Annotated in this window: 6 protein-coding genes; 5 read left to right on the top strand and 1 reads right to left on the bottom strand. The window is 57.9% G+C overall.

Going from position 1 to position 6,557, the window contains the following annotated elements; translation table 11 throughout:
* The 4 genes from ACRZ9U_RS12405 to ACRZ9U_RS12390 all read left to right on the top strand — a co-directional run.
* Positions 1-381: tRNA ligase subunit PheS family protein (locus tag ACRZ9U_RS12405; protein ID WP_480901956.1), on the top strand; the 381-nt coding region annotated here is incomplete at its 5' end.
* A gap of 514 nt (positions 382-895) precedes the next feature.
* Positions 896-1,699, top strand: coding sequence for a prolyl oligopeptidase family serine peptidase (locus ACRZ9U_RS12400; protein WP_170408402.1), 804 nt, complete (start codon positions 896-898; stop codon positions 1,697-1,699).
* 78 nt (positions 1,700-1,777) lie between these two features.
* Positions 1,778-4,174: a phenylalanine--tRNA ligase subunit beta gene (gene pheT / locus ACRZ9U_RS12395; RefSeq protein ID WP_170408401.1), complete on the top strand. Its 2,397-nt coding sequence runs from the start codon at positions 1,778-1,780 to the stop codon at positions 4,172-4,174.
* A gap of 80 nt (positions 4,175-4,254) precedes the next feature.
* Positions 4,255-4,701, top strand: coding sequence for a YtoQ family protein (locus ACRZ9U_RS12390; protein ID WP_170408400.1), 447 nt, complete (start codon positions 4,255-4,257; stop codon positions 4,699-4,701).
* Positions 4,702-4,752: 51 nt separating this feature from the next.
* On the opposite strand, the gene ACRZ9U_RS12385 is transcribed toward ACRZ9U_RS12390, so the two are convergent.
* Entirely contained in the window at positions 4,753-5,451 is a 699-nt protein-coding gene (locus ACRZ9U_RS12385; RefSeq protein ID WP_480901952.1) for a glutathione S-transferase family protein, read from the bottom strand.
* Positions 5,452-5,674: 223 nt separating this feature from the next.
* On the opposite strand from ACRZ9U_RS12385, the gene ACRZ9U_RS12380 reads away from it, so the two are divergent.
* The gene (locus ACRZ9U_RS12380; protein WP_170423629.1) at positions 5,675-6,481 is read left to right on the top strand and encodes a mechanosensitive ion channel family protein; all 807 of its coding nucleotides are present in this window, start codon (positions 5,675-5,677) and stop codon (positions 6,479-6,481) included.
* The last annotated feature ends 76 nt before the right edge of the window (positions 6,482-6,557 follow it).

Genomic DNA, 6,557 nt, shown 5'->3' with positions numbered 1-6,557 from the left:
GAAGAGTTCGTGATGGCGTTCTTCGAGGTCGACGATGTCGAACTGCGCTTCCGCGCCTCGCACTTCCCCTTCACCGAACCGTCGGCCGAGGTCGATATCCGCTGTTCCTGGGACAATGGTCAGCTGAAGATCGGGGGGGGCGACGACTGGATGGAGATTCTGGGCTCGGGCATGGTCCACCCCAAGGTGATCGCGGCCGGTGGGATTGATCCCGAGGTCTATCAGGGCTTTGCGTTCGGCATCGGTATCGACCGTCTGGCGATGCTGAAATATGGCATTCCGGATTTGCGGGCGTTCTTTGATTCCGACCTCCGTTGGCTGCGGCACTATGGGTTTGCGGCATTGGATATGCCGAATTTGCATGGTGGTTTGTCGCGGTAAGTGTATCCGCTGGGCGTATATCTTTCGCGCTACATTGACTGGTGGCATCGCCGTGTGGCGAATGCTCCTTTTCTTTGGTTGATAGGTATCCTCTTAACCACGATATGCATACAGGCTCTAACGGTGAAGTTATTGGAGTCTGCTGTCCTTTGGATTTGGCCTCTATTAGTGGTTATTGCTGTCCCGGGTTTTTGGGCAGCGATGAACACTCTTTCAGAAAGGACAGATCGAAGGAAAGAGGCGGAAGACCGACAAGCGATGGCAAAAAAGTTCATTGATCAATACGCTAAAGAGAAATCAAAATAGCTATTACTCTTTGTGCGAGCGTCTTTTCAGCGCAATTTAGCACAAGCGCTTAGGTATTGCGCGGGGCAAAGGCCGATAGCGCGGCTTTGTGATTTGATCCTTTGTAGGGTGGGGTTTCACCCCACCGTGAGGCGGTTGGTGGGGTGAAACCCCACCCTACACCAATAAGTTACGTGACAGGGCGGCGCATGTCGCTAGGCTCCGGCCTATGATCTATCGACTGCTTTTTCTTCTGCTGACCGCGACCCCGGCCCTTGCGATGGGGCCGTGGAAATCTGACTGCCACGGCGATACCGCCTGTGAGATCGGCGACCGTTCTTACCATGTAATGGAACCTGATGGTTGGGATGGCGAAACGCCTCTGCCGGTGCTGTTGCATTTTCATGGCTGGGCGCGGCAGGGCGATGTGGTGGTGAACCATGAGCGCATCGCCGGGGCGACCAGGCTGCGTGATGTGCTGTTGGTGGCTCCGAATGGGCTGGGCAAAAGTTGGAACTTCTGGACTGCTGATACCGCAGACGTGCCGTTCGCAGATCGCGTGCTTGAGGACGTCGCCAAACGCTATCCCATTGATCCTGAGCGTATCTATGTCTCGGGCTATTCTTATGGCGGCGCAATGGCGTGGCGCTATGTCTGCCAGTCGGGAAACGACATCGCCGCTCTGCTGGCGGTAGCGGGCTCGATCCGTCAGACCGAGGATTGCCCGGAAGCCCCAAGCGAGGTGCGCCATGTGCACGGGCTGGACGATACGGTGATGGATTTCCCCTTTGGGCCGGACGGCGATACGACCTATCCGGTGGCGCTGTGGAAGGCCAAGTTCAACTGCAACGGCGCGACCCCGCGCGGGGATTGGAGCGTGAAGCCCTTCCTGACGCTCAGCCGATTGGAGTGGACCGATTGCGCGCAAGGGCAGGTGACACTGGACACCCATCCCGGCGGGCACTTTATTCCCCACGGCTGGATCGGCTGGCAGCTGGACGAGCTTTTGGGTCGCACCCCTACCTATCCGTGAGCCGCAGCGCTTGCACCTTGGCGCAATCTTTGCCATTGCCTGTGCCGACTGAATGTTTGCCGAAAAAGGCCCGCTGTAATGAAATTCACTCTGTCCTGGCTGAAAGACCACCTCGATACGGATGCGTCGGTTGATGAGATCGCCGAAGCACTGACCGATCTCGGGCTTGAGGTCGAAGAGATCGTCAACCCGGCGGACCGTCTGGCGGGCTTTACGCTGGGCCATGTGAAACATGCCGAGAAGCACCCGGACGCCGATAAGCTGCGCGTTTGCACGGTTGAAACCGACGAGGGCGATCTGCAGATCATTTGCGGCGCGCCCAATGCGCGCGAAGGCATCACCGTGGTGGTTTGTAAACCGGGTATGTATATCCCCGGCCTGGATATCACCATCAGCGTCGGCAAGATCCGTGGCGTCGAGAGCTTTGGCATGATGGCATCCGAGCGCGAGCTTGAGCTATCGGATGAACACGACGGGATTATCGAGCTGCCCTCGGGTGAGGTCGGTGATCGGTTTGTCGATTGGTTGGCTGAGAACGATCCGTCAAAGGTTGATCCGATGATCGAGATCGCGATCACGCCGAACCGCCCGGATGCGCTGGGTGTTGCGGGTATTGCGCGTGATTTGGCCGCGCGCGGGTTGGGCACGCTGAAAGTACGCGATTACACTCCGGTGCCGGGTGATTTCGAAAGCCCGATCAAAGTGTCGATCGACGAGGATACGCTGGACGGCGCGCCGCATTTCACCGGGCGTCTGATCCGTGGCGTAAAGAACGGCCCGAGCCCTCAGTGGCTGCAGGATCAACTGAAAGCGATTGGTCTGCGTCCGATCTCGGCTCTGGTGGATATCACCAATTATATGACCTTCGACCACAACCGTCCGCTGCACGTGTTCGACGCGGACAAGGTGCAGGGCAATTTGCGGGTGCATCGCGCCAAGGGTGGTGAAAAGCTGGTCGCGCTTGATGAAAAAGAATACTCCCTTCAGCCTGGCATGATGGTGATTTCGGACGACAAAGGCCCGGAATCTATCGCGGGTATCATGGGCGGCGAGGAAACCGGTTGTACCGAGGAGACTGTGAACGTCTTCCTTGAAAGCGCGTTCTGGGATCATGTACAGATCGCCCTCACAGGTCGGGCGCTGAAGATAAACTCGGACGCGCGGTATCGATTCGAGCGCGGCGTCGACCCGGAATACACGCGCGAAGGGTTGGAGCATGCGACGCAGATGATCTTGGATATCTGCGGCGGTGAAGCCTCGAATGTGGTCGAGGCGGGCAAAGCGCCGAACCACGCGCGGGCCTACAAACTGGACGCGGCGCGCGTGCAGTCCTTGGTCGGGATGGAGATTCCGGAAAGCGAGCAGCGGCAGACACTGACCCGTTTGGGCTTTCGTCTGGATGGCGAGATGGCGCATGTGCCCAGCTGGCGACCCGATATCATGGGGGAGGCCGATCTGGTGGAAGAGGTTGCGCGGATCGCTTCTCTGACCAAGTTGCAGGGTATTCCGCTGCCGCGTACGACAGCAGGTATCCCCAAACCGGTCATGACACCCACGCAGCGTCGCCAGTCGATGGCGCGCCGGACCTGTGCAGCGCTGGGGTACAATGAATGTGTGTCTTATACCTTCATCGATCAGGCCTCGGCAGCCTTGTTCGGGGGCGGTGACGCAGCAACCATGTTGGAAAACCCGATCTCGTCCGAGATGAGCCATATGCGCCCTGATCTGCTGCCTGGTCTGCTGCAAGCGGCGGCGCGCAATCAGGCGCGGGGTTATGCCGATCTGGCCTTGTTCGAGGTCGGGCCAGTGTTCCACGATGGTGAGCCGGGGGATCAACAGACACAGATTACCGGCCTGTTGGTTGGGCGTAGCGGTCCCAAGGACGTGCATGGTGCTTCCCGTCCCGTTGACCTGTTTGATGCCAAAGCCGACGCAGAGGCGGTGCTTGCCGCCATTGGTGCGCCTGCCAAGGTTCAGATCCTTCGTGGCGGCGATGCCTGGTGGCACCCGGGTCGGCACGGCAAGATTTGTCTGGGCCCCAAAAAGGTTCTGGGCGTTTTTGGTGAATTGCATCCGCGCGTGTTGCAGGCGTTGGATATCAAGGGTCCGGCAATGGCGTTCACCATCTGGCCGGATCAGGTGCCGATGCCACGTAAATCCGGTGCGACCCGTTCTGCCTTGGAATTGCGCGACCTGCAGGCGGTCGAGCGCGATTTCGCCTTTGTTGTAAATGCGGATATCGAAGCTCTGACGTTGGTCAATGCGGCAGCGGGTGCTGATAAGGCTCTGATCGAGGACGTGCGCGTCTTTGACGAATTCATTGGCGGTAGCGTCGGCGAGGGCAAGAAGTCTCTGGCCATTACCGTAAGGCTCCAGCCGTCGGACGCGACCCTGAAGGAAAAGGATATCGAGGCGGTCAGCACCAAGATTGTCGAAAAAGTGACGAAAGCCACTGGCGGCGTCTTGCGGGGATGAGTTGGTTTTCGCCTCCGGCGGGAGTATTTTTGAAATGATAAAGGGGCCATTGCGCCCCTTTTTCACGGGAGGAGAGAAAAATGCTGAAGGTCTATTTGTCCGGTGAGATTCACACGGATTGGCGCGAGCAGATCATTGCGGACGCCGATGGGTTGGATGTTGAGTTCAGTAGCCCGGTCACCGATCACGGTGCTTCGGACGATTGCGGTGTCACGATCTTGGGGGCCGAGCCGAACAAGTACTGGCACGATCACAAGGGTGCCATGGTCAACGCGATCCGGACCCGCAAGGGCATATCAGACGCGGATGTTGTGGTTGTACGCTTTGGGGACAAATACAAGCAGTGGAACGCGGCATTTGACGCGGGCTATGCGGCAGCACTGGGCAAGTCGATCATTGTTCTGCACGGGGCTGATCATCAGCACGCGCTGAAAGAAGTAGATGCAGCAGCACTCGCCGTCGCTGAAGAACCCGCGCAAGTTGTTGAGATCTTGCGCTACGTTCTAACAGGCGCGCTGCCTGGGTAACCCGATGGCCCGTGGCGGCGGATTTGGATCCCGCCGCACAGGCCTTGTGTATCAATCCCGTGAGGGGATGTTCAGTCCTCTTTGCACTGCGGGTCGATCCAGGAACCTATCCAGATAGCGCGTAACGTTGCCATAGCTTTCCCAGCCTATGACATCCTTGACGCCGTAATAATCTAAACCGCGCAGCCAGGGCGCGATTGCGATATCCGCGATCGAGAATTCTCCGGCGATCCAATCTTGGCCGTCCAGTTGCCGGTCGAGAACGTTCAGCAGGCGTTTGGCCTCGGACACGTAGCGTTCGCGCGGGCGGGCGTCTTCGATTTCAGCCCCTGCGAATTTGTGGAAATACCCAAGCTGGCCAAACATTGGTCCGATACCGCCCATCTGAAACATAACCCATTGGGTGACCCGGTGCTTGTCGCTTTTGTTCTGACCCAGCAGCTTACCGCTCTTTTCAGCGAGGTACAGAAGGATTGCACCGCTTTCGAACAAAGCCAACGGAGCATCGTCGGGCCCGTTCGGATCAATGATCGCCGGGATCTTGTTGTTCGGGTTCAGAGAAAGAAACTCCGGGCTTTTGACATCTGCATCGGCCAGTGTGACACGATGTGCCTCGTAAGGCAGGCCGGTTTCTTCCAGCATGATCGACGCCTTTACCCCGTTGGGTGTGGGGAAGGAATAAAGCTGAATCCGCTCGGGGAACTGTGGGGACCATTTATTCATGATCGGGAATTGGATTGTGTCCAGCATGATGGGCTCCTTTTATCGCGCCTGTCTCGGTCAATCTGGTAATTTGTGGCGCTTTTGTAAGGTCCAATTCTGTGCGTGATCGGTCAGTCGATGTTTGCTGGGGAACAGCAGGGGGGAAAACTCGGAAATCCCGCACCTAGACCTGCGCGCAAAATTAGCCCAGACTTTTCAGCGATCCCGCGCCAAAAGGCGCGGGTTTGCTGTCGGCGCAAAGGAGAAGCGTGTGGAAGATGTCGTAACACAGGTGGGCGCATTTGGTCCGCTGATCATGAGCGCGATCAAAGCGTTGATCGTTCTGGTATTGGGTTGGATCGTTGCCGGAGCCATTAGCGGTCTGGTGCGGCGGCGGATCAACGCCACGCCACATATCGACCCGACTTTGGGGAATTTCGTTGCGAGCCTCGTGAAATGGGTGCTGCTGGCGATTGTCTTTGTCGCCGTTCTGGGCATTTTCGGAATCGAGGCGACCAGCATCGTGGCCATACTGGGTGCCGCATCCCTGGCCATCGGTTTGGCGCTGCAGGGAACACTCAGCGATCTGGCCGCGGGCGTGATGCTGGTGGTGTTCCGGCCCTATAAGCTGGGCCAATATGTCGATATTGGTGGCACAGCGGGTACTGTGAAAGACCTGAACCTGTTCACGACCGAGCTGGTGACGCCGGACAACGTGCAGATCATCGTGCCAAACGGTCAGGCTTGGGGTTCGGTGATCACCAACTATTCCGCCCATGACACCCGCCGGGTCGATCTGGTGTTTGGCATCGACTACGGCGATAGCGCGGATGAGGCTATGAACATCATCCTGGATGTGGCCAAAGCTGACGATCGTATCATGGCTGATCCTGAGCCCTGGGTGCGGGTGACAAATCTTGGGGATAGTTCGGTTGATCTGACCGCGCGCCTGTGGTGCGCAGCGGCTGACTATTGGGATGTGAAGTTTGAACTTACCAAAGCGATCAAAGAAGCGTTTGACGCCAAAGGCGTATCCATCCCGTATCCGCATTCTGTGGAGATTCACAAAGAGGCGTAAGCCTCCCGCCCGTCGATCGGGCATTGAAATGCCCTCCTCTGGTTGGGCCGGGCACCGCGCTAAGGCGCGGTGCTTT

The sequence above is a fragment of the Ruegeria sp. D7 genome (assembly GCF_056534355.1).
Note: the sequence above shows the minus strand (reverse complement) of the source record. Positions and strands in the feature narration are given on the sequence as shown.